This window comes from Bradyrhizobium sp. CCBAU 51627 (assembly GCF_028128765.1).
GTDB lineage: Bacteria > Pseudomonadota > Alphaproteobacteria > Rhizobiales > Xanthobacteraceae > Bradyrhizobium.
Genome location: NZ_LBJG01000089.1, coordinates 48,202 through 67,906, shown reverse-complemented (window position 1 = coordinate 67,906; position 19,705 = coordinate 48,202). Strand labels below are relative to the sequence as shown.

20 protein-coding genes are annotated in these 19,705 nt (G+C 64.5%); 3 read left to right on the top strand and 17 right to left on the bottom strand.

Annotated elements, in window-relative coordinates; translation table 11 throughout:
- Positions 1-6 precede the first annotated feature (6 nt).
- Positions 7-507, bottom strand: coding sequence for a GAF domain-containing protein (locus XH88_RS33625; protein WP_271672496.1), 501 nt, complete (start codon positions 505-507; stop codon positions 7-9).
- Positions 504-1,862, bottom strand: a complete 1,359-nt coding sequence (locus tag XH88_RS33620; RefSeq protein ID WP_271672495.1) for an MFS transporter — start codon at positions 1,860-1,862, stop codon at positions 504-506. Before XH88_RS33620 ends, XH88_RS33625 begins: the two co-directional genes overlap by 4 nt.
- A 116-nt stretch (positions 1,863-1,978) precedes the next feature.
- On the opposite strand from XH88_RS33620, the gene XH88_RS33615 reads away from it, so the two are divergent.
- A complete protein-coding gene (locus XH88_RS33615) occupies positions 1,979-2,902 on the top strand; it encodes a LysR family transcriptional regulator (protein WP_333909280.1) in 924 nt (307 codons plus the stop codon).
- Between the two features lie 5 nt (positions 2,903-2,907).
- Here the strand turns inward: XH88_RS33615 and XH88_RS33610 are convergent, their stop codons facing one another.
- Genes XH88_RS33610 through XH88_RS33570 form a run of 9 tightly spaced genes read right to left on the bottom strand, consistent with a single transcriptional unit; the run spans position 2,908 to position 11,055 of the window.
- A complete protein-coding gene (locus tag XH88_RS33610) occupies positions 2,908-3,255 on the bottom strand; it encodes a RidA family protein (RefSeq protein ID WP_271672493.1) in 348 nt (115 codons plus the stop codon).
- A 15-nt stretch (positions 3,256-3,270) separates the two neighbouring features.
- The gene (locus tag XH88_RS33605; RefSeq protein ID WP_271672492.1) at positions 3,271-4,392 is read right to left on the bottom strand and encodes an NAD(P)/FAD-dependent oxidoreductase; all 1,122 of its coding nucleotides are present in this window, start codon (positions 4,390-4,392) and stop codon (positions 3,271-3,273) included.
- Positions 4,389-5,807, bottom strand: a complete 1,419-nt coding sequence (locus XH88_RS33600) for an FAD/NAD(P)-dependent oxidoreductase (RefSeq protein ID WP_271672491.1) — start codon at positions 5,805-5,807, stop codon at positions 4,389-4,391. The genes XH88_RS33605 and XH88_RS33600 overlap by 4 nt, the downstream gene beginning before the upstream one ends.
- Positions 5,804-6,100 carry a (2Fe-2S)-binding protein gene (locus XH88_RS33595; RefSeq protein WP_271672490.1) on the bottom strand — a complete coding sequence of 99 codons (297 nt, stop codon included), beginning with the start codon at positions 6,098-6,100 and terminating at the stop codon, positions 5,804-5,806. The genes XH88_RS33600 and XH88_RS33595 overlap by 4 nt, the downstream gene beginning before the upstream one ends.
- A 29-nt stretch (positions 6,101-6,129) precedes the next feature.
- On the bottom strand, positions 6,130-7,266 hold the full coding sequence (locus XH88_RS33590; RefSeq protein ID WP_271672489.1) for an NAD(P)/FAD-dependent oxidoreductase: 1,137 nt from the start codon (positions 7,264-7,266) through the stop codon (positions 6,130-6,132).
- 8 nt (positions 7,267-7,274) lie between these two features.
- Complete coding sequence (locus XH88_RS33585) at positions 7,275-8,081, bottom strand: ABC transporter permease (protein ID WP_271672488.1); 807 nt, start codon at positions 8,079-8,081, stop codon at positions 7,275-7,277.
- Entirely contained in the window at positions 8,078-8,953 is an 876-nt protein-coding gene (locus tag XH88_RS33580; RefSeq protein WP_271672487.1) for an ABC transporter permease, read from the bottom strand. The genes XH88_RS33585 and XH88_RS33580 overlap by 4 nt, the downstream gene beginning before the upstream one ends.
- Positions 8,950-9,990: an ABC transporter ATP-binding protein gene (locus tag XH88_RS33575; RefSeq protein WP_271672486.1), complete on the bottom strand. Its 1,041-nt coding sequence runs from the start codon at positions 9,988-9,990 to the stop codon at positions 8,950-8,952. Before XH88_RS33575 ends, XH88_RS33580 begins: the two co-directional genes overlap by 4 nt.
- Before the next feature lie 27 nt (positions 9,991-10,017).
- On the bottom strand, positions 10,018-11,055 hold the full coding sequence (locus XH88_RS33570; protein ID WP_271672485.1) for an ABC transporter substrate-binding protein: 1,038 nt from the start codon (positions 11,053-11,055) through the stop codon (positions 10,018-10,020).
- A 277-nt stretch (positions 11,056-11,332) separates the two neighbouring features.
- Between XH88_RS33570 and XH88_RS33565 the strand changes: the two genes are divergently transcribed.
- On the top strand, positions 11,333-12,232 hold the full coding sequence (locus XH88_RS33565) for a LysR substrate-binding domain-containing protein (protein ID WP_271672484.1): 900 nt from the start codon (positions 11,333-11,335) through the stop codon (positions 12,230-12,232).
- Positions 12,233-12,359: 127 nt separating this feature from the next.
- Positions 12,360-13,364, top strand: a complete 1,005-nt coding sequence (locus tag XH88_RS33560; protein WP_271672483.1) for an asparaginase — start codon at positions 12,360-12,362, stop codon at positions 13,362-13,364.
- A gap of 100 nt (positions 13,365-13,464) precedes the next feature.
- On the opposite strand, the gene XH88_RS33555 is transcribed toward XH88_RS33560, so the two are convergent.
- The 6 genes from XH88_RS33555 to XH88_RS33530 all read right to left on the bottom strand — a co-directional run bounded on the left by XH88_RS33555 (position 13,465) and on the right by XH88_RS33530 (position 19,696).
- A complete protein-coding gene (locus tag XH88_RS33555) occupies positions 13,465-14,301 on the bottom strand; it encodes an ABC transporter substrate-binding protein (protein ID WP_271672482.1) in 837 nt (278 codons plus the stop codon).
- 67 nt (positions 14,302-14,368) lie between these two features.
- Positions 14,369-15,742 (bottom strand): amidohydrolase family protein, encoded by a 1,374-nt coding sequence (locus XH88_RS33550; RefSeq protein ID WP_271672481.1) that lies wholly within the window; start codon positions 15,740-15,742, stop codon positions 14,369-14,371.
- Positions 15,739-17,322: an ABC transporter substrate-binding protein gene (locus tag XH88_RS33545; RefSeq protein WP_271672480.1), complete on the bottom strand. Its 1,584-nt coding sequence runs from the start codon at positions 17,320-17,322 to the stop codon at positions 15,739-15,741. The genes XH88_RS33550 and XH88_RS33545 overlap by 4 nt, the downstream gene beginning before the upstream one ends.
- 22 nt (positions 17,323-17,344) lie before the next feature.
- Positions 17,345-18,001 carry an aspartate/glutamate racemase family protein gene (locus XH88_RS33540; protein ID WP_271672479.1) on the bottom strand — a complete coding sequence of 219 codons (657 nt, stop codon included), beginning with the start codon at positions 17,999-18,001 and terminating at the stop codon, positions 17,345-17,347.
- Between the two features lie 8 nt (positions 18,002-18,009).
- Entirely contained in the window at positions 18,010-18,894 is an 885-nt protein-coding gene (locus XH88_RS33535; protein ID WP_271672478.1) for a polysaccharide deacetylase family protein, read from the bottom strand.
- Entirely contained in the window at positions 18,881-19,696 is an 816-nt protein-coding gene (locus XH88_RS33530; protein ID WP_271672477.1) for an ABC transporter substrate-binding protein, read from the bottom strand. Before XH88_RS33530 ends, XH88_RS33535 begins: the two co-directional genes overlap by 14 nt.
- Between the last annotated feature and the right edge of the window lie 9 nt (positions 19,697-19,705).

Here is a 19,705-nt window from a genome sequence, read left to right as displayed (position 1 = left end):
TTCCTGTCAGGACGCCGGCGCAAGCAGCGCCGGCAATGTCAGCTGGGCAAAGGGCAGGCACGCAGCGGCGTCGTCTTCACCGTACCAGTGCGCTTCGTGCAGCAGGTTGAGCGAGCCAAGCGTGCGCCCGCGCCAGCGCACCGGCATGTTGAGCACACTTGCGCAGCCGAGCGAGGCGATCAGCTCGTGATCCGAAAACACCATGCGCAGATCATCCTGCGTGCGGCCGATATAGGCCTCGCCGCGATCGAGCACGGCTTCGGTCCACGGCCCCGGCGCCAGGCGCTTGCGTCCGCCGGTCGGATAGGGACCGGGAAGGTTGGAATAGATCCGCGCGGCTTCACCGGACTTGCCATCGTAAGTCAGGATCGTGAACAGCTTGTGCCCGATTGCCGACTTGAGGGCGTGATCGAGCGCGGCGAACAGCGCATCCGGCTGATCTTCCCCGCCCTGTGCCGCCGCAACGGCACCGAGCCAGGGATCGGCCTTGGCCTTGGTTCTGGTCATACGACCTCGCCCGCCGCGATCTCTTCCAGCGACCGGCCGCGCGTCGGCACACCCATCAGCACGACGGTGACCGCCCCCAACAGCAGCACGGTGGTGGTGACGCCAAACACGCCGGCGAAGCCGAAATTGGGATAGAGATAGCCGACCAGGATCGGCGAGACGATGGCGCCGATGCGGCCGATGGCAGAGGCAAGCCCCGCGCCCGTTGTCCTGATCGGGGTCGGGAACACTTCGGCGGTGTAGGCATAGACGCCCGCATAGGTGCCGTTCATGAACAGCGACAGCAGAATGCCGGCCAGGATGATGTGCTGATCCGTCCGCGCAAAAGCGAGGCCGAGCGCGCTGACGCCTCCGAGCACCATGTAGGTCGCAATCGTCGCCTGCCGGCCGATGCGCTCGTTGAACCAGGCCGCGCTGAAATAACCGGGGATCTGCGCACAATAGATCGCAATCGAATAGCCGAAGCTCTTGGTGATGCTCATGCCGTTCTGGACCAAGAGGCCCGGAATCCAGACAAAGAAGGAATAATAGCTGAAGGTGATCGCAAGCCACATGATCCAGGTCATGATGGTGATGCGCGCCTGGCGGGCTGCGAGAAGCGCCGCGAAATTGGCGAGCAGTGTTCCAGCGATGCCGGTGGGCACTGCTGCTTCGACCACCGGCGGCGGCAGGACCCGGCCCTCGCGTGCAAAGCCCGCCTCGATTTTATCAAGCACTGCTGCGGCTTCCTTCTCCCGCCCGCGGGCTTCCAGCCAGCGTGGTGATTCCGGCAGGGCCCGCCGCCACCACAGCAGCATCACGACCGGCACGGCCGTGATGACCAGCACAATGCGCCAGCCATTGTCGTATGAGGGCACGATGAAGTAGCCGAGCAAGGCCGCCGCAACGAAGCCGAAGGAGAAGAAGCCGGCCAGCGCGCCGGTGAAACTGCCGCGGTAACGCCGCGCCACGAACTCGGCGAGATAGGGCGCGATGATCGCACTCTCCGCGCCGGTGCCCATGCCGGCCACGATGCGGGCGATGAAGAAGGCGGGCCAAGTGTCCACCAGCGCACTGGCGATCGACGCCGCGCAGTAAAGCGCCAGGGCCGACATCATCACCGCGCGGCGGCCAATGAGGTCACCGAGCGTGCCGGCAAGCAGGGCGCCGAACAGGAAGCCGATATAGGTGCTGCTGCCGAGCACGCCGATCTGGACGCTCGACAGATTCCACGCCGTGCGCAGCACCGGCAGGATGAAGGCCAGCACCGCCGCATCCATCGCGTCGAACATGTAGCCGAGCCCGCCCATGAACAGGAGATGCGTATGGAAGCGTGCGAACGGAAGGCGCTCGATGCGCGCCGATATCATTGACATGGAAGTCCCCCTCGATCCGCGCGAGCCGGCACCCGCTTGTCGTTCGGAGGAAATCATAGACAGAATGACGTTATCGTCATAATTTATAATGATGATCTAATACATCACTGTGGTGAATATCCGTGTCGTTCCGCACCCTCGACCTCAACCTGCTGAAAGTCTTCGAGGCGTTGATGACCGAGGGCAGCGTCACGCGTGCGGCGAACGCGCTGACGATGACCCAGCCCGCCGTCAGCAACGCGCTCGCACGCCTGCGCGATACGCTCGGCGATCCCCTGTTCGTGCGGTCCGGCACCGGCATCCGTCCGACCCAGCGCGCCGTCGTGCTTTGGGAGCCGATCGGTGAGGCGCTGGAAAGCGTCCGCAGCGCGCTCGACGAGCAGGTGTTCGATCCGACCCGTGCCCAGACCGAGTTCATCCTGTCGATGTCGGATTACGTCGCGTCGCTGGTGATGCCGAATTTGTTGAACCATCTCGGCGAGGTCGCGCCCAAGACGCGGGTCCACACCGTACCCAACACCATCCTGGAGATCGCCGATCAACTCGAGGGCAACCGGGTCGATTGCGTGCTGAGCGTCTATGTCAACGAAGCGCAGCAACCGACGGCGATTCGCTCGCGCTCGCTCTGGACCGTCGATTATGCCTGCTTCATGCGGCGCGGCCACCCGCTCGCGGCCCAGAAGCGGCTGAGCACGCGCGCCTTCCTCAACGCCGGGCATGTCGATGTGACCCTGGCGGGGAAGCACCTGCCGACCTACGATCTCTTCCTGGCCTCGCGCGGGCTGTCACGGAATTTGGTCGCGACCGTCAATCATTTCAGCGCCGCCTACGAGATCGTGCGCCAGACCGATCTCATCGCGGTGCTGCCGAGCGATCTCCGTTCACAGTCGCGCCATGCGCCGTTCCTGCATGCGATGCCGTTGCCACTGCAAGCGCCGCCGCGCATCGTCAGCCTGTTCTGGCATCAGCGCAACGACACCGTTCCCGCGCAGCGCTGGCTGCGCGAGACCCTGGTCGGGATGTTCGCCAAGTCGGAATGAGCGGATCAGCCCTTTAGCGCGGTGACCACGACCTCGATCAACGCACCGCCGCCGAGATCGGCGACGCTGACGGTGGCGCGTGTCGGCAGATGGTCGCCGAAAAACTCGGTCCAGGCCGCATCCATCTCCTTCTTCTTGGAGAGGTCAGTAACGAAGATCGAGGCGCTGACGACACGGCTCTTGTCGGTCCCGGCTTCCTCCAGATAGCCGGCGATCTTGCCGAGGATGTTGCGGGTCTGGTCGCCCATCGAGACCGAGGTGTCATCGGCGATCGTCCCGCCGAGGAAGACGAAACCATTCGCTTCGACGGCGCGGTGCATGATGGGCGTGCGGATGCTGCGGGTGATGCTCATGATATCCTCTTGTTCTCAAAGCCTGGAGGGATGAAAGCGGTCGATGCCGAGATCGCTGACACGGGTCTGGGTGCCGCCATTGACGATCAGCTCCGCCATGACTGCCCCGGCGCCGGGACCGAGCTGAAAGCCATGCAGCGAGAAGCCGAACTGGTGATAGAGGCCCTTGTGACGGCTGCTCGGGCCGAACACGGGAATATCGTCCTTCATCTTGGCCTCGATGCCCGCCCAGGCGCGGACGATGGCTGCACTGCGCATCACCGGAAACAGCTCGAACACGGTCTGCGCGCTGGTCGCAAGACTCTTCCAGTCCAGCACCGTCTCATTGCGATCCTGATACGGCGTCGCCAGATGGCCGCCGCCGATCAGCACGGTGCCGTTCTTGAACTGCTTGAAGGATAATTTTCGCCCGCGCAGGATCACGACAGGGTCGATGAAGTGCGGCACGCGCGAGGTGATCATCAGCATCGGCGCTACGGTCTCGACCGGCACGGGCTCGCCGAGATCAGCGGCGATCTTGCCGGCCCAGGCGCCGGCGGCATTGACCAGCACTGGAGCGGCAAAGGATTCGCTGCCGGCCTCGACGTGCCAGAGACCGTCACGGTGCCGGATGTTGCTGGCGGCCACGCCTTCGCGCACGGTGGCACCGAGTTGCTGGGCCTTGCGCCGAAACGCGGTGGTGGTCTGCGCCGGATTGGCCGCGCCGTCGCGCCGCGAAACCACGCCGCCGGGACAGGTCTCGGCGACCGCCGGCACGAGCCGCCGCAGCTCAGCCGCATCGATCAGCTCTTCGTGGGTAAAGCCGAGTCCATTGAGCTCGGCGACGCGCGCGCGGCAGACCGCGAGCTCGTCCTCATTCTCCGCGACCAGCACCTGGCCGTGGCTCTCAAAACTGCAGTCGTCGTCGAGGAGATCGTTGATCTTCTCCCAGATCCCCATCGAGCGGATCGAGAGCGGGATTTCGGGAATATGCCGCGCGAGCTGACGCACGCCGCCAGCATTGACGCCGGAGGCGTGGCGGCCGGCATAATCCTTCTCGATCAGTACCGGCTTCACGCCGGCGAGACATAGATGCAGCGTCGTCGAGCATCCGTGGATGCCGCCGCCAATGACGATCGCATCCACATTCTTCGTCATCCGCGCACCACGGCCTTGACGTCGTCTTCGCTCTTCGGAACGGCGGCGAGCTCGGCGAGTGTGATCGGCTTCACCGGCGCGCGCAGCCGATAATAGCCGATCTCTTGCGGCGTCTTTCCGCGCGCCTGCGCCATCAGCTCGGTGACGGTGAGACCGCAGAGCCGGCCCTGACATGGACCCATGCCGGTGCGGCGATAGGCCTTGAGCTGATTCGGCCCGGTCGCGCCGATCGCGACGGAATCGAGAACGTCCTTCGCGGTGACCTCCTCGCAGCGGCAGACGACGGTGTCACCAGAGGGAATCCGGAACTGCGGCGCGGGGCGGAACAGCGTGTCGAGGAAGACGCGGCCGCGCTCGGCCTTGGCGAGGTCAGCCCGGAGCGTTGCCATCGGCGCGAGCTTCGCCGCAGCCGCGGGTGCAAGCGCTTCGACAGCGGCACGCGCGGCGATGCGGCCACGGACTATGGCGGCGTTCGCACCGCCGATGCCGGCGCCGTCGCCCGCGATCGCAATACCCGCGACCGACGAATTGCCGCTGCCGTCCAGCACGGGCGACCAGCACAATTGCAGATCGTCCCAACGATGCTCGATGCCTGCCGCCATCGCCAGATTGACGTTGGGCACGACGCCCTGATGCAACAGCAGGAGATCTGCGGGAATGGTCTCGCGTTTGCCGCCGGCCACATAGCTGACGTTCGCAAGCTGACCGTCGCCGAACGCCGCAAGCTCGGTAACGCCGGAGACCACCTGCACCTTCGCCTTCACCTCGCGCATCATCGACAGCCCCTTGGCAAAATAGGGCGAGCTCAGGAACGCGAAGGCATGCGGGAGCGCCGCGAAGTAGTTGCCGCGTGTGGTGGTGTCGAGAATGCGATCGATGCGGCCGCCGAGGCGCAAAATCTGCGCGGCGAGCAGCCAGAGCAGCGGCCCCTGTCCCGCGATCACGGTGCGGCCATCGGGCACCAGCGCCGACGACTTCAGCATGGTCTGCGCCGCGCCCGCGGTCATCACGCCCGGCAGCGTCCAGCCGGGAATCGGAAACGGCCGCTCCAGCGCGCCGGTCGCCAGGATCACGCGCTTGGCCCTGACGAAGGCCGAGGCGCCACAGATCGAGACGGCGATGTCGAGATTGCGGTCGAGGCTCCAGACCGTCGCACGATGGATCACCTCGGCACTGCTCGCGCGGAGCGACTGGACGAGATCGGCACCGATCCAATAATCGGCGCCGAGCTGATTACGATTTGTCACCGGCGTCGAGGAGATGGCACGGAACACCTGGCCGCCGGGACCGATATTCTCATCGAGCAGCAGCGTCGAGAGGCCGGCTTCGGCGGAGGTCGCGGCGGCGGCAAGACCGGCCGGCCCGGCGCCGATCACCACGACGTCGTAATCTTCGCGCTTGGGAGCCACACTCATCGTCCGATCTCCCGCTTGCCCTTCTGGATCTCGATCTGCATGCCCTCGGCGACGGGCACAAGGCAGCCCTGCCGATTGCCGACGCCGTCGATGGTGACGAGGCAGTCGAAGCACACGCCCATCATGCAATAGGGCAGACGCGGCGCACCGCTGACTGCAGTGGATCGCCGTGCATCGCGGCCGGACGCCAGCAGTGCGGCGGAGACAGTGTCGCCCTGGCGCGCCGCGACGGCGACGCCGTCGACGAAGATCTGGACCTGCGGCCGCTTGTCCTGTTCGGATCGTTTAAACATGGGGATGCCTCTTGGCTCCTTCTGAATCTTCAATAGCCGCTGGTGTTCGCCGCACCCGCGCCGCCAAAACGGCTGGCCGAGAACGCGCCAACCAGCTCAGGCTCTAGCGCGCCTTGCGCGACCATGCGCGCGACCTCGAAGGCGTGGTTGGAGGCGAGCGTCACGCCGGAATGGCAGCAGGCGACGAAAGCACCGGGATGGGTCTCCGATTGGTCGTAAATCGGAAAGCCGTCCTGCGGCATGACGCGGATGCCGGACCAGCTCCTGACGACGTTGAGCCGCGACAGATGCGGGAACATGCGTTGCGCGCGGTCGGCCATCACGCCGCTGATCGAAGGCTTCAGCGTGCGATCGTCGAGCTCGTCTTCCTTGCTGTCGCCGATCATCACCGTGCCCTCGTCGGTCTGGCGGATCGTGGTCAGGGGATGCGGCAGGAACGGCATGGTGCGCTCGGTCACGACGACCTGGCCGCGGGTCGGGCCCATCGGAGCATAGAGTCCGACCATCGGCGCCAGCGTCTGGTTGGCATTGCCGGCGGCAAGCACGATCTTGGCGGCACGCAGCTCGCCCTTCGGCGTGGTCAGGCGGAATTCGCCGCCGCTCTTGCTCATCGCCGAGACCGGACGCTCCGGAAAATAGTCGATGCCGAACACCTTGAAACCGGTGTGGAAGGCGCGGAACGTGCGCAGCGAATTGACATGGCCGTCGAGCGGACAATAGCTGCCACCGGAGACCTCGGGGCCGATCAGCGGCAGCGCCTTCTTGATCTCGGAGGGACGCAGCATCTCCATCTTGTAGTCGGCGGCGCCGACCTGATTGTGCATGCGCCTGACCAGTTCGGTACGCTGGCCGAATTCCTCTTCGCCGAGGGTGAGATGGAAGCCGCCATTCTGCTGGAGCGCGACATCAAGTCCGGTCTGCTGCTTCAGCTCGGAGGCAAGCCGCCGCCACGCCTGCGAGGCCTGCACGGTCCAGATCGTGTAGGCAGGCATGCCGAGTCCCTTGCTCTGCACCCACACCAGCGCAAAATTCGCGCGCGAGGCTCGCTTGGTGATGTCGCCTTCGTCGAGCACGGCGACGCGCTTGCCAAGCCGGCCGAGGCCCCAGGCAATGGCGGAGCCGAGCAATCCGCCGCCGACGACGGCGACGTCGTATTCAGTTCGCATATGTTCTCCTATCGTCCCGGATCGCCCTTGCCGGCAAGCACGCGGTCGAGCCCGTAGAAGCGGTCGAGCAGAATGAGGGCGGTCAGGGTCACAGCGATCACGCAGGCCGAGACCGACGTCACCAGCGGATCGATGTTGTCCTGGATATAAAGGAACATGCGCACCGGCAATGTCTCGGTGCCCGGTGCCGCAAGAAACACGGTCATGGTGAGATCGTCGAAGGACTGGATGAAGGCGAGCGCCCAGCCGCTGATAACGCCGGGCAGGATCAGCGGCAAGGTCACGCGGCGGAACAGCGTCCAGCCGTTAGCTCCGAGCGAGACCGCGGCCATCTCGACCGTGCGATCCATGCCGGTCGCGGCCGCCAGCGTCAGCCGCAGCGCGAACGGAAACACGATGATGACATGCGCGATGATCAGCGCGGCAAAACTGCCGCCGAGCCCGGTCGAGGTGAAAAAGCGCAGGAAGGCGATGCCGAGCACGACATGCGGGATCATCAGAGGCGACAGGAATAGTGCTGCCAGCGCATCGCGGCCGCGGAAGCGGTAGCGCGCGATCGCCAGCGCCGCAGGCACCGCGAACAGCAGAGCCACCAAGGAAGACAGCGCACCGAGCCCGAGGCTGACCCAGAAGGCCTGGATGAACTCGGGATAGTTTCCGATTGCCCTGAACCAGCGCAGCGAAAAACCGTTGGTCGGCAGCGAGAGAAAACCGTCAGGTGTGAAGGCGACGAGGCATACGACGAGGATCGGGGCCACCATGACGATGACGAAGATGGTGTGGAAGATCAGCGCGAGCGGGCCGTTCCGTCTCATCGGAACACCTCCGCATAGCGGCGCTCGATCAGCGCGTTGCTGCCGATGACGATCAGCACCAGCGCGATCAGCAGCAGCGTGGCGACGGCCGCACCGAGCGGCCAGTTCAGCGTGTTGAGAAATTCGTCATAGGCGAGTGTCGCGGCGACCTTGAGGCGGCGGCCGCCGATGATCGCGGGCGTGGCGAAGGCGCTCGCCGAGAGCGAGAACACGATGATCGCGCCCGACAGCACGCCCGGCATGATCTGCGGCATGATGATGCGGCGGATGATCGTGATGGGGCCGGCGCCGAGCGACATCGCGGCATTCTCGATCTGCGGATCGAGGCGCTGCAGCGCCGCCCACACCGACAGCACCATGAACGGCATCATCACATGCGCGAGTGCGACCACCATGCCGGTTTCGGTGAACATGAAGGGAATAGGCGAGTGGATCACACCGAGCGACATCAGGAGCTTGTTGACGAGGCCGTTATTGCCGCCGAACAGCAGCGCCCAGCCGAGCGTGCGCGCTACCACGGAGATCAAGAGCGGCCCGAGAATGACCAGCAGGAAAAAGCTCTTCCAGCGGCCGCTCATGCGATTGAGGATGTAGGCTTCGGGTGCCCCGAGCAGAGCAGTGAGGAGCGTCGTCAGGATGGCGATGCGAAACGTCCGCCAGAACATCTCGGCGTAATAGGGATCGGTCGCGATCTCGCGCCAGTTCTTGAGGATGAAGACCGGCTCGATGCCCTTGTACTGGCCCCAATCGTGGAACGACAGCATCACCGTCATTGCCAGCGGGATCAGCAGCACGCCGATGAACAGCATCAAAGCAGGTGCCGTTAGCGCCCATGGCGCACGCGCGTTGCGCTCCTCGGCGACCGCGCTCATGCGCTGGCCCTCGCGCGTACGCTCATGTCCTCGGGCCGCCAAGCGAGGCGAACCGCTTCGCCTTCGGCCGGCTGCGCTGTGCCGTCATTCTGCCGGATCACGATCGCCGGGCCGCATTCGCTCTCGCACTGGAACAGCCAATGATTGCCCTGGAAGATGCGCGTGACGATCTTCGCACTGAGGCCGGCCTCGCCGAACCCGATTCGTTCAGGACGAATGCTGACGGTGATTGCACCGTTGAGGCCGGCGGGCGCTGGAGCGCTCCACGAGCCCGCCACCAGCCGCGGAGGCGTCGCAGTGCGGTCGATCGATCCGGCGAAATCATTGGTCTTGCCGAGGAATTGCGAAACGAAAGCCGAAGCCGGCTTCTCATAGGTCTCCTGCGGCGTGCCGATCTGTTCGATCCTGCCCTGGCTCATCACGACGATGCGGTCCGACAGCGACATCGCCTCGTTCTGGTCATGGGTGACGAGGATCGTGGTGGTGCCGATGGTGCGCTGAATCTGGCGGAGCTCGATCTGCATCTCCTCGCGCAGCTTGGCGTCGAGATTCGACAAGGGCTCGTCGAGCAGGAGCACACTCGGCTTGATCACCAGTGCGCGCGCCAGCGCGACGCGCTGCTGCTGGCCGCCGGACATCCGGCGCGGATGGCGGTCCTCGTAGCCGGCAAGGCCCACCATCGCGAGCGCAGCGCGAACGCGCTCGGCCCTATCAGCGCGCGGCACGCCACGCATCTCCAGGCCGAAGGCGACGTTCTCCGCCGCGCTCATGTGCGGAAACAGCGCGTAGCTCTGGAACACGATGCCGAGCCCGCGCTTGGCCGGATGGATCGCGGTCAGGTCCTTGCCCTCCAGGCGGATCGCGCCGCGCGTGGGATCGAGGAAGCCCGCGATCATCTGCAGCGTCGTGGTCTTGCCGCAGCCGGAAGGGCCGAGGAAAGAGATGAACTCTCCCTTCCCCACCGACAGGCTGAAGTCGTCGACCACGGTCTGCGCGCCGAACTGTTTGGCGACCCGATCGAGCTCGAGATAGGCCATGCGCTGTCTCCGCTATCGACGATCAGATCAGCGCTCGACCTCGCGGTTCCAGCGCTTGGTCCACTCCTCGCGCTTCTCGTTGATGGTGGTCCAGTCCGGATTATACAGCTTGGCCGCACGCTCGCCGATCGGGGCCATCTTGCCGAGGTCCGGCGGCACCTTCAGCGATTTCAGCACCGGGCCGTAGCCATAGTCCTTCAGCATCACGAGCTGGATTTTCGGATCGAGCAGCATCTTCACAAAGCTGGATGCCAGTGGCGAAGCATTGGGCTTGGCGATCGGACAGGCCGTCGTCAGCAGCGTTGCGGCACCTTCCTTCGGATAGACAAAGTCAACGGGAAAGCCGGTGTTGGCAAAACTCTGCACGCGCCCCGTGCCCCACACCGCGATCACGGCCTGGCCGGACTGGAACAGCTCGGTCATCTTGCCCGGTGACGGCTCATAGGCGAGCACATTCGGATTGATCTCTTCCTTGAAGATCTTGAAGCCGGAATCGACGTTGGACTCGCCGCCGCCATTCATCTTCGACAGCATCACCAGCGCTTCGAGACCATAGGTGTTGTTGATCGGCGGGATCACGAGCTGCTTGGCGTATTTCGTGTCCTTCAGATCGTTCCACGAGGTCGGCGGCGCCCAGCCTTTCTCTTTGAACACCTTGGTGTTGTACATCAGCCCCGTGGCGACGATGCCGATCGCGACCGCGCGATCGTCCTTGAAGCGCGCGGTATCGTAGAGATCGGCGGCCGGCAGCCCGTCGAGCTTGCCGCAGAAACCGAGCTGGATCGCCTGGTACATCGGGCCGTCGTCGACGATGGCGACGTCGATCTGCTGGTTGCCCTTCTGTGCCTGGAGCTTGGCCAGGGTGTCGGTGGAATTGCCGGCGACGTACTCGACCTTGACGTTATTCTCCTTCTCGAAGGTCGGGATCACCTCGTCGCGGATGGTCTTCTCGAACGAGCCGCCATAGCCGGCGACATAGAGCGTTTTCTGCTGGGCCGAGGCGGCCGTCGGGACGGCGATGAGCGCTGCGATGCTGACCGCGGTCAAAAGGCGGAAAGTCTTCATGTGGACCGATCTCCATACCGGAATGAGGTGACGTGCCGACAAATCCCCGGCTGAAGCGCATTGCCACATTTCCTTCCGCGCCGATCCCTCGAGAAACCGGGCTCCGGCCCCTGTCCAGAGGGCTTTGGCGCAATTTGGAGGGGTTTGAACCCCCTCCGATCTGCCGAAAAAGCGGGCCGACTTCAGCTCTGATGAAAAAGATCGCAGACCTATACTTCCATCGTCCAATGAATAATGGCACCCTCTGCATGATCAAATGTTATGGAAGTGACAAGAAATGGCGCGGATCAATTCGCGGCAGGTGGAGGCCTTCCGCGCGACGATGCTCACGGGCAGCGTGACCGAGGCGGCGGCGCTGATGAAAGTCACCCAGCCGGCGGTCAGCCGGTTGCTGCGCGACTTGCAGGCGCTGCTGAAGATGGAATTGTTCGAGCGGCGCGGCACTGGTCTCGTGCCGACCGCGGCGGCGATGGCGCTCTATACTGAAGTGGAGCGTTCCTTCATCGGTCTGGAGCGCATCACTGCGGCGGCGGAAGAAATCCGCGGCCGCCGCACCGGCTCGCTGCGGATCGCAGCATTGCCGGCGCTGTCGAACGGCTATTTGCCGCGGCTCACCGGACGTTTCCTGAAGGATCGACCGAACCTCAACCTCGCCTTTTTCGGCGTGATCTCGCCGATCGTGGTCGACTGGGTGCTGAACAATCAATGCGACGTCGGCTTCGCCGAGGTCCCGATCGCGCATTCCGGCCTGCCGAGCATGACGTTGCCGGCGCCCGCGCGCGTCGCGGTGCTGCCGACCGGACATCGCCTCGCGGAAAAGCAAGTCCTGGAGCCGCGCGACTTCGAGGGCGAGACGTTCGTCTCGCTTTCCGCGGGGTCGTCGAGCCGACATCTTGTCGACCAGATCTTCCATCGCCACGATGTTCGCCGCGTGCTGCGCGTGGAGACAGCGCTGTCGGAGATCATGTGCGGCCTGGTGTCATCAGGGCTTGGCGTTGCGATCTGCGACCCCTTCACAGCGCAGGAGTTCTCCACCCGCGGCGTCGTCGTGCGCCGCTTCCTGCCGCGCATCGATTTCGAATTCTCCGCCGTTTTTCCCGCGCAGCGCAGCCCTTCGCCGGTGGCGCTCGACCTGGTCGAGATGATGCGCAAGTCGCTGGTGGAGTTCGAGGGCTAGCCGTTGAACGCGGCCTGTCATCAAACGCTTGCATGCGGACGAAGTCACGGTAGATGTGAATGGACAGCGCGCGATCCGAAGCTGCCCTCAAAGACCGGGCATTTTGCGGCACATTGAAGCGAGAGCAATGATTGAAGACACGAGCAAGCGCCGACCGTGCGTCGTCGTGGTGGGAACGGGCGGCACCATTGCGTCTTCCGCGGCCGTTTCCACCGATTTTCACAACTATGATGTCAGCGACTCCGTTGAGCAGATTTTGGCTGCGGTCCCGGACGCAGCCAAACTCGCCGATCTTCGCGGCATCCAGGCCATCAACGTCGGCAGCCACAAGATAGACAATTCGATTCTGCTGAGCCTTGCGCGCTGCGTCTCGGAGGTGCTGGTTGACCCCGGCACAGATGCCGTTGTCATCACCCACGGCACCGATACGCTCGAAGAAAGTGCGTATTTCCTGCATCTTGTGCTTCGAACGACCAAGCCGGTCGTGGTGGTCGGCGCGATGCGTCCGGCCAGATCGCTGAGCTCGGATGGACCACTCAATTTTTTCAACGCCGTCGTCACGGCGACAACACCATCTTCTCGGGGCATGGGTGTTCTGGTGGTGGCCAACGGCCACGTCTACGGCGCGCGGGACGTCATGAAGCGGGACACCACCTCAATCGACGCGATTCAGGGATCGAAATTCGGCCTTTTGGGCGAGGTGTCCGGAAATGCCGCCCGATTTTTCCATTCGCCGGTACAGCGGCACACGGCATCCAGCGAATTCGACATCAACGCCCTGCATGAGCTTCCTCAGGTCGATATTCTGTTCGATCATCAGGCAGCGGGCACTCACCTTTGCCGGGCATCTGTCGATGCTGGTTCAGAGGCGATCGTCGTTGCGGGCACCGGCAACGGAAGCCTGTCGCCCGGGCTGCGCGAGGGTGCAGCGCTCGCACGCGATGCAGGCGTCGTTTTCATCCGCGCCAGCCGAACCGGGCAGGGCATTGTCGCGCCTCTGAATAGCGATGCAGAGCTGGGCATCATCACCGCAGGTTCACTAACGCCACAAAAGGCAAGAATTTTGGCGATGCTCGGCATCGCATGTGGCAAAGACGCCGATCAGTTGCAACAGGCTTTCAATAGCTATTAGGCGGCTCGATCATCGAGGTCGCGGGCCGCTATGGAATCCCGCGTCGCCCAATGTCGAACGAAAATGCGGACCAAGGCCGGCGCCTTGATCCGCACGAGGTCTACTTGACGCGCTCGCCGTTGATATACACGCCATCGAGCGCAAGCGCTTCGAGCCCATGGCTGGCAAGGATCTTTCGATACTCGCCGTTTTCCATGAGCACTCGAAACGCAGCTGCGTAGCTATCACGCAAGCCGGGGGCGCCCTTCGCGAAACCAATCCCCTGGTAGACGTGGTCGAACGGCTCACCGATCAGGAGATACGTATCCTTCTCCTGACCCATCAGGAAAGGAAGCGTTTCCGCTCCCTGGACGACCGCGTCAACGCGCCCCTGCCTGAGTTGGGTGCGAGCATCGGCTGAGCTTTGGGTGCCGAAAATGACGATAGGCGGCTTACCCGACGCTTCGCAATTCTGCGCACTCCACTTCGTGGCTTGATCCGGGAACAACGTCACCCTGCTCATGCCAATGGTCTTGCCGCAGAGATCGGCCGGCGTCCTGAAGTCGTCCTTCCGCGAGACGACACTGTAGAACTGCGGGCCCGACTTCATATAGTCGAGGAAATCAAGGGCTTCGCGGCGCTTTGGAAGGTCAGACATTCCCGAATGAACGAGATCGGCCCGGCCGGTCGTCACTGCGGGGATGATCTGTTCGAAGGCGGTTTCTGACCAATTGACCTCCACGCCCAGCTGTTTGGCGAGCGCTCGGCCGAGGTCGATGTCCAGCCCCTTCAGTTCTCCCGTCGCCGGATCTTTGTACTCCATCGGCGGATAGACCGGCTGGGTCGCGACAGTCACCTTCCCCGCGGATTTGATGCGTTCAGGGAGCTGGGCGGCCCCAACCGTCGTCACACCAAACCAGGCAATGGCCAGACCCAGACCTGCAAGACACTTATTCATTCAATAGCCCCTCTCTCTGCGATCTCACGTCGGATTCCACGCCGAGGCGCAACTCGTGGCACCCCAATCATCCGGCCAGCACTTCGCGCGCTTCCGGAAGCTCCCATATTTTGCGAATCGCGGCCGCGCCGGCCGACGTGATTGCGGCTTCATCGCCGCGGGCATAACGACCCATATCAACGAGCACGCGTCCATCGACGATCACCTGATCGATATTGGCGCGATTGGCCAGCGCGACCAGTACGCGCCGTGGATCATAGTGCGGCTGAAGGTGCGGATGGGAGAGATCGACCACGGTGAGATCGGCGGTCGCGCCCGGCACGATCACCCCGAGGTCCGGTCGCTTGATGACGCCGGCTGCCGTCGCGGTAACCGACTCGATCAACTCGGGAGAGTTGGCGACGTCGCCACGCTGCGACGACGTCTTGGAGATGATCGAGGCGGCGTTGAGCTCACCGAGCAGGTCCATGTTGTAGCCGTCGGTACCGACGACGGTGCGGACCCCATGTTCCGCAAATCGGCTGAACGCCGCCGTGACGCCTCTGCGCGCAAACACGCGCGGGCAGTTCAGCACGGTCGCACCGCGCGCCGCCATGAGCTTCAGATCGTCATCTGTGCTCGCAACGCAGTGCGCCGCGAGCAAGTCCGGGGCGAGCAAGCCAAGCCAATCGAGATATTCCGCCGGCGTTCGCCCACCGTACCGTTTGCCGATGGTCTCGACCTCGGCGTGGCTCTGCGCCAGATGCGTCGTGATGGGCACGCCAAGCTCGCGCGCCCGCGTGGCGCAGGCCTTCAAGAGATCGGGGCCGCAGGTGTCGGTGGCGTGCGGGCTCATCGCCAGGCTGATGCGGCCATCGCCGCGATTGTTCCAGCGCTGGTAGAGCGCATCCCATGTCGCCATGTCGGCAGCGCCGTCGTCCCCGGAATATTGGACCACACCATCGGAGCCCGCCTTGGCATCGGACGTCGAGAACAGATACGGCGCGCCGTAGAAGCGGATGCCCATCTCCTCCGCTGCGTCGAACATCTCCGGGATCGAATTGCGGAACGGCTCCATCACCGTGGTGGCGCCGCCCTTGAGGAGCTGAAGGATGCCGAGCCGCGCCACGGCGAGCCGCTCTTGGGCCGACAGGATCTCGGCGCCGCGCTTGGTCAGCGGCAGCAGCACCGTATAGACGATGCTCTGATTGTTCTTGCGGCCGTTGCCGTCCTCGCTGTGGCTGCGCGCGACAGCTTCGGAGAAGCAGTGATTGTGCAGGTTCAACAGGCCCGGCAGCACGAAGCGGCCGGGACGGTCGTAGACCTGATCCGCGTGCGGCTTATCGCGCGTGATCGCGGCGATCCTCTTGCCTTCGATCAGAACCCAATGGTCGCGCAGCACATCCTGCGCACCGTCCTTGCGTGACAGCACATAGCTGCCGAAGATTGCCGCGGTGCTCATGCGGGGCGTACGTTCCAGAACACGGCAGTGCCGTCGAGAATGCCTGTAATGTCTTTGCGATAGGCGGTCGGCTGCTTGTACAGGCCGATCGGAATATAGGGGACTTCCTCGAACGCCACCGCCTGGATCTCGCGGCAGATGCGCTGCTGCTCGGCAAGCTCGGAGGCTGCCAGCCACTGGCCGCGCAACGGCCCCATCTTCTCGCTCGCATACCAGCCGGCGACCTTGCCTTCGCCGCGGATGTTGGTGTTGCCGGCCGGATTCAGCCAATCGATGCCTTGCCAGTTTCCGACCGCCGCGCTCCAGCCCCCCTGCCCGATCGGATCCTTCTTGAGCTGCCGCTGCAACACCACCGCGAAATCGAGCCCGGCATATTCCACGTTCATGCCGGCCTTGCGCAACGAATCCACCGCGATCTCGCCAAGCGGCTTCTGCGCCAGCGAATTGGTGGGGACGAGCACCACGATCTTCTCACCGTTGTAGCCGGCGGCCTTCAGGTCGGCCTTGACCTTGTCGTAGTTGCGCGGACCGCGGAACACGTCGAGGCCGACGTCGTTCGCCATCGGCGTATCAGGGGCGAAATAGCCGATCGGCGACACCTGAAAGGCCGGATCGGTGCCGGCTACCGCCGTCATGAATGCGGATTGGTCGATCGCACCCAACAGCGCGCGGCGGATGGCGGGATTGTCGAACGGCGGCTGCAGATGGTTGAGGCGCAACATGCAGGCATAGCCGCGGGGATCAAGAATGCGCGTCTCGATGTCGCCGGCGGCCTTGATGATCGGCAGCAGATCATGCGGCGTGGTTTCCTGCCAGTCCTGCTCGCCGGTCTGCAGCGCGGCGACGCCGGTGCCGGCGTCCGGCGTGGTGGTCCAGACCACGCGGTCGTAGTGCACAATCTTCGGCCCCGCGGTCCAGTCCGGCTTGCCGTCGTCGCGCGGCTGATAGCGCTCGAACTTGGCGTAGGCATTGCGGGCGCCCTGCACACGTTCGTCCGCGAGATAGCGGAACGGACCGCTGCCGATCACTTCCGTCAGCGGCTTGAACGGATCCTGGCTCGCCAGCCGCTCCGGCATCATGAAGCAGGCGTTGATCGCGGCTTTGCCGAGCGCCTGCGGCAGCAGCGGGAACGGGCGCTTGAGACGGAAGCGGATGGTGCGGTCGTCGGCCGCCGAAAGCTCGGCGGTCGCCTCCATCAGCTCGCCGCCAAAGCCGTCGCGTGCCGCCCAGCGGCGGATGCTGGCGACGCAGTCGCGCGCGCGCACGCGCTCGCCATCGTGCCAGAACAGTCCGTCACGCAGGCTGAGGTCCCACTGCAGCTGGTCGCCGGAGATGACGTGGCCCGACAGCATCTGCGGCGACACCTGGAGCGAGGAGCTCATGCCATAGAGCGTGTCGTAGACCATGAAGCCATGGTTTCGCGACACCTGCGCGGTCGAATAGATGGGATCGACGAAGGCGAGGTCGATGACCGGGATGAACCGCAACGTGCTCTGGGATTCGGCGCGCACGATGCCCGGCAGCGAGAGCGCCGGCATCGTTGCAGCAGCCTTGAGAAGCGAGCGACGTGAGATGGGCATTACCAGAAGCTCCGGAAGGATGTTACGCGTTCAGCAGGACCGCGCCGATCGCGACGGCCACTGCCTGTTGCGCCGGCTCGACCACGGGCACGCCGATTGCCTCCGCGATCGCGGCGCGGTGCGAGGCCATGCCGGCGCACCCCATCACCACGACATCGGCGCGGTATTGCGTGACCAACGCGCGGCCGGCCTCGATCAGCCGTCCGCGAATGTCGGCGCCTGCGGTTTCCGCCGCGCTCGCACCGACCGACCAGCTTCCGGCGTAGCGGCCATCGACGCCGATCACCCGCGCCATGCGCTGCTGGCGGCGGATGCTCGACGGCGACAGAGCGATGATGCCAAAGCGCTCGCCCAGCATCAGCGCGCGGAAGATGCCGCATTCGGCGATGCCCATCACCGGGCGGCTACCTGCGGCTTCGCGCACCGCATGCAGGCCTGGATCGCTGAAGCAGGCGAGCACGAACGCATCCGCATCGTCGCGCGCAACACGATTTACCAGCGGCATCACGACGCCGTCGGCATCGCGTTGCGAGCTGATGCTCGGCGGCCCTTCGGCGAGGCCTGCGACTTCGATCACGGGCCCGCCGGCGATGCGCAGCGGCGCGACCGCATCGTCGATCGCCGCCGTCACCGACGCCGAGGAATTGGGGTTGATGACGAGGATGCGGCGACGGGTCATGGCGCTTCTCAACGGTTGGCGGCCTCGTGGCGCAGGAAGTTTTCCGCGATCTTCTCTCCGGTGGTGATCCAGACATCAGGGCAGGACTTTGCGTAGGTGAGGAACTCGCGCAGCAGGCGCAGCCGCATCGGACGGCCGCTGCATTGCGGATGCAGCACCGTCGTCACCATCGCGCCCCAGTCCCTGATTTCGTCGAGTTCGTCCTTCCATAGCGAGAGCACGTGCTCTTTGGGAAAGATCGAGCGCGGGCTGAAGCGGGCGGACAGGCCGTGCATCCAGTCGTCATAGCTCGCCGTCACCGGCAGCTCGATCGTGCCGGGCTTGCCGTCGGCGAGGCGATGACGATAGGGCCTGACGTCGTCGCGGAACGACGACGTATAGACGATGCCGTGACGCACGAGCGCCACCCGCAGCTCCTCGGTAAACTCGCCGTAAGGTGCGCGATAGCCAATCGGCTTGACGCCGAGCCGGCGCTTCAGCGCCTCGAAGCCGCGCTCCAGCTCCTCCTCGATCCAGGGGGCGCCGGGATCGGGCAAGAGATGGTGATAGCCGTGATGGCCGATCTCGTGGCCGGCCTTGAGGATGGATTCCGCCATCGCCGGATGCGCATCGACCGACCACCCCGTGACGAAGAAGGTCCCCTTGAGATCGAGCTGGTCGAGCAGCTCCAGCAATCTCGGCGTGCCGACCCGCGCCTCATAGCCGCCATAGCTCATGGTGATGAGCCGCTGCGCGTGCAGCGCGTCCTTGCTGGTCCACGCGGTCTCCGCGTCGACGTCGAACGACAGAAACATCGCCGATGTGTACGGCTTCGGCCACGGATAGTCCGGCGCGGGATCCGCGGTGTTGGCCGGGGTGAGCGGAATGCTCTGGAGGGCCCTACTGTCCAGCATTGATGGTCGCCTTTTCTATTCCGTTGTCGCTCAGTTTCCATTTCGCCAGCAGCGTACGATAGGTGCCGTCCGCGATCAGCGCGTCGAGCGCCTCGACGATGGCCTGCTGCAACGCCTTTTCCTTGACCGGCAGTGCCATGCCCGTGAACTGCGTCGCGAAGGGGGCGCCGACCGGCGCATAGGCGCCCGGCTCGAGATCCATCAAATAGGGCAGCGTCTCGTTGCCCTGCACAGCAGCGTCGATACGACCCTGCTTGAGCTGGGTACGCGCATCGGCCGAGCCGTCGGTGCCGACGAACTGGACCGGATTGCCGCCGCAGTTCTTCTGGCTCCATTTGTCGATCTCGGCCGGAAACATGGTGCGGCGGCTGGCGCCGACCTTCTTGCCGCACAGCGCAGCCATGTCCTTGAACTCCGCCGCACGCGCCTGCTGCACGAAGAATTTCGGGCCGCTGCGCAGATAGTCGACGAAGGAGGCGATCTCGTGCCGGGTCGCATAGTCGGTGAAACCGGACAGGATCGCATCCACTCGGCCCGTCGAGATCGACGGCATGAACTCGGCAAAGCTGGTCTCGGTCCATTCGATCTTGACGCCGAGTTTGCGCCCGAGCGCCTCACCGAGCTCGATGTCGAAGCCCGACAGCGCGTTGGTGGCAGGGTCGCGGAACTCCATCGGCGGATAGTTCGGCACCAGCGCGACCTTGATACTGCCGCGCTTGGCGATGTCAGGCGGCAGGTCGATAGCAAAAGTCGAAACCGTCATGGCCCCGAACAGGGCCGCCGCAATCAAAACTCTCTTCATCGACACGCC

Excerpts from the sequence above, each read along its gene's own strand:
- XH88_RS33565 (WP_271672484.1), top strand. The coding sequence starts at position 11,333 with ATGGCGCGGATCAATTCGCGGCAGGTGGAGGCCTTCCGCGCGACGATG.
- XH88_RS33570 (WP_271672485.1), bottom strand. The coding sequence starts at position 11,055 with ATGAAGACTTTCCGCCTTTTGACCGCGGTCAGCATCGCAGCGCTCATC.
- XH88_RS33585 (WP_271672488.1), bottom strand. The coding sequence starts at position 8,081 with ATGAGACGGAACGGCCCGCTCGCGCTGATCTTCCACACCATCTTCGTC.
- XH88_RS33580 (WP_271672487.1), bottom strand. The coding sequence starts at position 8,953 with ATGAGCGCGGTCGCCGAGGAGCGCAACGCGCGTGCGCCATGGGCGCTA.
- XH88_RS33610 (WP_271672493.1), bottom strand. The coding sequence starts at position 3,255 with ATGAGCATCACCCGCAGCATCCGCACGCCCATCATGCACCGCGCCGTC.
- XH88_RS33550 (WP_271672481.1), bottom strand. The coding sequence starts at position 15,742 with ATGAGCACCGCGGCAATCTTCGGCAGCTATGTGCTGTCACGCAAGGAC.
- XH88_RS33600 (WP_271672491.1), bottom strand. The coding sequence starts at position 5,807 with ATGAGTGTGGCTCCCAAGCGCGAAGATTACGACGTCGTGGTGATCGGC.
- XH88_RS33595 (WP_271672490.1), bottom strand. The coding sequence starts at position 6,100 with ATGTTTAAACGATCCGAACAGGACAAGCGGCCGCAGGTCCAGATCTTC.
- XH88_RS33560 (WP_271672483.1), top strand. The coding sequence starts at position 12,360 with ATGATTGAAGACACGAGCAAGCGCCGACCGTGCGTCGTCGTGGTGGGA.
- XH88_RS33555 (WP_271672482.1), bottom strand. The coding sequence starts at position 14,301 with ATGAATAAGTGTCTTGCAGGTCTGGGTCTGGCCATTGCCTGGTTTGGT.
- XH88_RS33540 (WP_271672479.1), bottom strand. The coding sequence starts at position 18,001 with ATGACCCGTCGCCGCATCCTCGTCATCAACCCCAATTCCTCGGCGTCG.
- XH88_RS33620 (WP_271672495.1), bottom strand. The coding sequence starts at position 1,862 with ATGTCAATGATATCGGCGCGCATCGAGCGCCTTCCGTTCGCACGCTTC.
- XH88_RS33590 (WP_271672489.1), bottom strand. The coding sequence starts at position 7,266 with ATGCGAACTGAATACGACGTCGCCGTCGTCGGCGGCGGATTGCTCGGC.
- XH88_RS33535 (WP_271672478.1), bottom strand. The coding sequence starts at position 18,894 with ATGCTGGACAGTAGGGCCCTCCAGAGCATTCCGCTCACCCCGGCCAAC.
- XH88_RS33605 (WP_271672492.1), bottom strand. The coding sequence starts at position 4,392 with ATGACGAAGAATGTGGATGCGATCGTCATTGGCGGCGGCATCCACGGA.
- XH88_RS33545 (WP_271672480.1), bottom strand. The coding sequence starts at position 17,322 with ATGCCCATCTCACGTCGCTCGCTTCTCAAGGCTGCTGCAACGATGCCG.
- XH88_RS33530 (WP_271672477.1), bottom strand. The coding sequence starts at position 19,696 with ATGAAGAGAGTTTTGATTGCGGCGGCCCTGTTCGGGGCCATGACGGTT.
- XH88_RS33575 (WP_271672486.1), bottom strand. The coding sequence starts at position 9,990 with ATGGCCTATCTCGAGCTCGATCGGGTCGCCAAACAGTTCGGCGCGCAG.
- XH88_RS33625 (WP_271672496.1), bottom strand. The coding sequence starts at position 507 with ATGACCAGAACCAAGGCCAAGGCCGATCCCTGGCTCGGTGCCGTTGCG.